This is a genomic window from Methanocrinis sp., from assembly GCF_049974945.1.
Classification (GTDB): Archaea; Halobacteriota; Methanosarcinia; order Methanotrichales; family Methanotrichaceae; genus Methanocrinis.
Window position 1 is genome coordinate 1 of the sequence record NZ_JBNGCU010000122.1, and the last position, 4185, is coordinate 4185.

General features: G+C 60.0%; 3 protein-coding genes. All 3 read right to left on the bottom strand.

The window, feature by feature from the left end:
* Positions 1 to 1235: UPF0182 family protein (locus ACP5EL_RS09365; protein WP_428402247.1), on the bottom strand; the 1235-nt coding region annotated here is incomplete at its 3' end.
* Positions 1236 to 1464: 229 nt separating this feature from the next.
* Positions 1465 to 1641 carry a 4Fe-4S binding protein gene (locus ACP5EL_RS09370; protein ID WP_428402248.1) on the bottom strand — a complete coding sequence of 59 codons (177 nt, stop codon included), beginning with the start codon at positions 1639 to 1641 and terminating at the stop codon, positions 1465 to 1467.
* A gap of 147 nt (positions 1642 to 1788) precedes the next feature.
* Entirely contained in the window at positions 1789 to 4008 is a 2220-nt protein-coding gene (nrdD, locus tag ACP5EL_RS09375) for an anaerobic ribonucleoside-triphosphate reductase (RefSeq protein ID WP_428402249.1), read from the bottom strand.
* Positions 4009 to 4185 lie beyond the last annotated feature (177 nt).

A 4185-nucleotide genomic window follows, 5' to 3' on the forward strand; every position in this document is an offset into this window, starting at 1 on the left:
GCGGGGCTCATGCAGATCCCGTAGCCGTGGGTGTAGAAGAGGTGGAGGTTCTGCCAGGTCTTGGCCTGCTCTGGAAGCTCCTCCGAGGAGAGCTCTCGCGCCGAGAGCATCACCTGCCTCATCTCGCCGTCGATATTGTACCTGTCCACGTCGACGTCGAAGAACTCATAGTAGAGCCTGATCTCCTGTAGCTGCTTGTAGGTGCTCAGGAGGGGCCGCCAGTCCCAGAGCCGGATGTTATCCACGGTCCCCCTGTTCGCCTCCAGCACCTCGCCGGTGAGGTTGTAGTCGACGGAGAAGGGACGCTCGTCCACCCGGTCCAGGCCGTAGGCGAGGAGGGTGTAGTTTATGTTGGTGGCGATGAAGGGCGCCTCCATATCGATCTCGTTCGGGGCGACGCTGTACTGCTGGATCACCGCCGGGTATACCACCCCCAGGACCGCCGCCGCGACGACGACGACCCCCACGATCGGCACCAAGCGGTGGGGCCTCCTTCCGGCCGCGAAGGCGAAGAGGAGGAGGGCCACGAGGAACGCAGCGACGGCGTATACGTAGAGGAATGGGAGATGGGCGTGGATGTCGGCGTAGCTCGCGCCGTAGACGACACCCGTAGAAGAGTATAGGAGCTCGTAGCGGTCCAATAAGTAGCGGATCGAGAAGAGGAGGGCGATGATTCCCAAAAGACCGCTCAGATGGGAGAGAGCTCTTTTGGGGATCGACCTTGCGATCTCGGCGTAGTCTCTCTCCTCAGGGCCGAAGATGAGCCTATCGGCCTGGAGGAAGAGGTAGGCACCAGCGGTGACGGTCAGGTTGATCAGGACGGCAAAGAAGATCGCATACCAGAGGGCCCAGAGGAAGGGCAGGGTGAATACATAGAATCCGATGTCCATCCCGAAGAGGGGGTCGTTCGTCCCGAAGTTCGTGGCGTTAAGGGCCAGAAGGCCCCTCTCCCAGCCGAGCTGCGCGGCCAAGCCGAAGAGGACCGATATCAGAAGCACGATCGAGGTGAGATATCGGGGCCTCTCGCCGATCAGCTTCAGGTTCGCGAGGCTCACCGCCAAAAAGATGAGGGCCGATCCCAGGAAGAGGGCGATCCTCGCCGTGATCATCGTCCCGTAGACGCTGGAATATCCGAGGGAAGAAAACCAGCGCCATTCGGTGAGGATGTAGGCGATCTGGCCCGAAAATATAATAAGTAGTATCAGGGCCGCCAATAGCCCTCGCTCAAGCCTCATAATAATCCTCCTGGCTGAGCTGTCCTGATATATATCTTTCGTCGAATCAGATCGGGGTGCGCTGAACCTGCCAGGCCGGATCAAAAGGGAATGGACTGCTGGAGGGAATGGACTGCTGGAGCGGTCTGCTCCCCCAGAGAGGCGGAGACGGATTGACAGCGCCTGTGCTTGCAGTGACGAAAAGAACGCCTCGCAGCAAATATTGAAAAATTATAAAAATGAGGTGGGCTCACTCGATGGTTATGGCCTCAGAGGGGCAGGCCTCGACGCAGGTGCCGCACTCGGTACATTTGTCGGCGTCCACCACTGCTATTTCTTCGTCGTCCAGGGTGATTGCGTCTTCGGGGCACTCCTCGACACAGGTTCCGCAACTTACACACTCATCTCTGTTGACTACTGCCGGCATTACAAATTCCTCCAAAGTTGCCAAAGTTGGCAGATTTACAGTCCTGGATATACGATATATAACTTTCGTTAGAGACGTTGTGGTCAGAAATAATCAAAAATGTGCTCTCTGGAGGAAAAGAGCACATTTTTTACATCGAACAGAGGATCAGCTCAGGTCCGAGTACCTGTTCCGGTCCTTCAGCTCCTGCTTTTTAGCCTCGTTCCATCCGCTGACCGACTGGAGGTAGCCGGTCACCCGAGATAGGTGCTCCAGGTGGTCGGACCCGCACCGCTGGCACTCCTCCTTCAGGCCGGGGGCGACGTGAAAACAGCTGAGGCAGACGGTCATGTCTCGGGTGAAGGCGAAGTAGCCTATCTGGGTGCTTTTCGCGAGGTTCATGGCGAAGTCCATAAGCCCCTCGGGGTCGGGGGCCGATTCACCCAGGAAGATGTGGAATATGTTTCCGCCGTCGACGATGGGAAAGAAGATATGCTCAAGCTTCGCCCTCTCGAAGATGGAGACGTCCAGGGAGGGCGGGGCGTGGGTCCCATTGGTGTAGTAGACAGGAAGGTCCCGAGTCGTCTGGATCCTGGCCATGGCCGTCTCCAGGTCGCCCTTGACCACCCTCGTGGCGCAGTCCCGGAACTCCTCGCGGAGTAGGTCGGAGACGGCAAACCTCTGGACCACCGTCTCTGCCGGGGTTCTGGCGAGGGCGATGGTCATCCCGTGGCGCCGGGAGAGGTCTTTCGCATAGATCTCCATCTCGGTCATCGCCCTCACCGCCAGCTTCCAGGCCTCCTTCGACTCGTGCATCTGAGATCCGGTATGGAACTGGACCATCTCGTTGACGCCGACGACGCCGATGGTGTAGACGAGCCCCTCCAGGTCCACGGCCACCGTCCCCTTCTTTCCGGTCTGGGGGTCCTTAGGCCTCTGGGTCGCGAAGGGCATCCTCCGGTTAGCGACCACCTGGTTCATCCATTCGCGCTTGACCTTGAAGATCTCGACAGCGGTGTCCATCAGACCCCGGAGGTACTCGAAGAGGAGGTCGTCGTCGCCCCGGGCCAGGTAGGCGGCCCTCGGGCAGTTGAGGGAGACGACCTGCCAGGAGCCCATCGAAAAGTGCTTGCCATCCTTGAAGAGGAGCTTGTCCTCGAAGTCTGCGTCGCTCTCGAAGGTGGCGGCGAACTGGTAGGCGCAGCACTGGTAGCAGCTGATTCCCTTCCCGGCGCCCCGGTAGGCTGGAAGCTGGTTGTCGTAGTAGGGGGTCCCGAACTTGGAGCCGAGCTTGAAGGTTAGAAGGTAGAGGTCCCGATAGGTCGGCAGGTCCGGATGGGTGGCGTTGAACTCATCGTCCTCGGCCATGAAGTCCGGCTCGATGGAGATCTCGGGCTTGGGGAAGTTGAAGGGCTTGCCCCAGTAGTCCCCCTCCAGCATAACCTCCATCAGGGCCTTGAAGCCGAGGCGGACCTCCTTCTCGAACTCGCCGTAGGTTCGAAGGGGCGCCCCCTCACCGTCCCAGACCTTCCCCTTGTAGACGACGGGCTTCTCCCGCCAGAGCTTGGGGACTCCGGGGCTGAGCTGGACCGAGGAGAAGACGACCTGGCCGCCCCGGGCCACCATCATCTGGGTCATCTCGTAGACGAACATCTGCATCAGCTGGCAGATCTCATCGTAGTCGAGCCCCTCCAGGTAGGGGGCGAGGAAGGTGAGGAAGTTGTAGAACCCCTGGCCTCCGGCGAAGTTGGTCTGGGCCGAGGCGAGAGCCTTCACCGCGTGAAGCATCGCCACCTCCGGCTTCTTTGCGGGGCCCGCAACGCTGGCCTTCGTCCCCGAGCCGTCGGGCATGAGGCCGTAGTAGAAGAAGTAGCGGAGGTCCCAGTCCTGGCAGAAGGGGCGGGTGCCGAAGTACTCCAGGTCGTGGATGTGGAGGTCGCCAGCCAGGTGGTGATCTGAGAGGTAGGGCGGGATGAGGAGAAGGTACTGCTCTTTTGAGATCTTGTCGGCCTTCTTCTTGTGGCTCGTCTCGGCGTTCTCCTGGAGGTTCGCGTTCTCGTGGGCCTCGAAGCCCGAGCCGACGTCGATCAGGTGGGCGTCGTAGACGGGGGTTCCGACCCGGGTGCAGATGTTCCTCCACTCCAGGTGGTGCCTCTCCAGGAGGATTACGTTCACGATCTCCCTCACCAGGGGGCCGGAGAGGAACTTGACGTCCATCCACCGGATCCTCCGCTCCACCTCCCGGGCGATCTCCCTCGCCTCCTCCTCGGAGATGCCGGGGATCCGGTAGAACTGCTCGGAGAGCTTCGTCTCCCGCAGGAGCTGGTTCATCACTGCCTCCTTGTTCCACCTCATCAGGTGGCCGTCGGTGGTCCTGACCATCGGCATCTCCGATAGGGAGACGCCCTCCAGCGTTATCTGCTGCGTTTTATGTCCGTTAACCCTCCGGTTCAAAGAATGATACCCCCGATGAGATGCGGCATAAGGAGCGAAGAATTTCTACCCCCAGATGGCGCAATCTCCAACCACCCTTGTTGGGGCCTGAAAGTTATAACACCTTCGGCC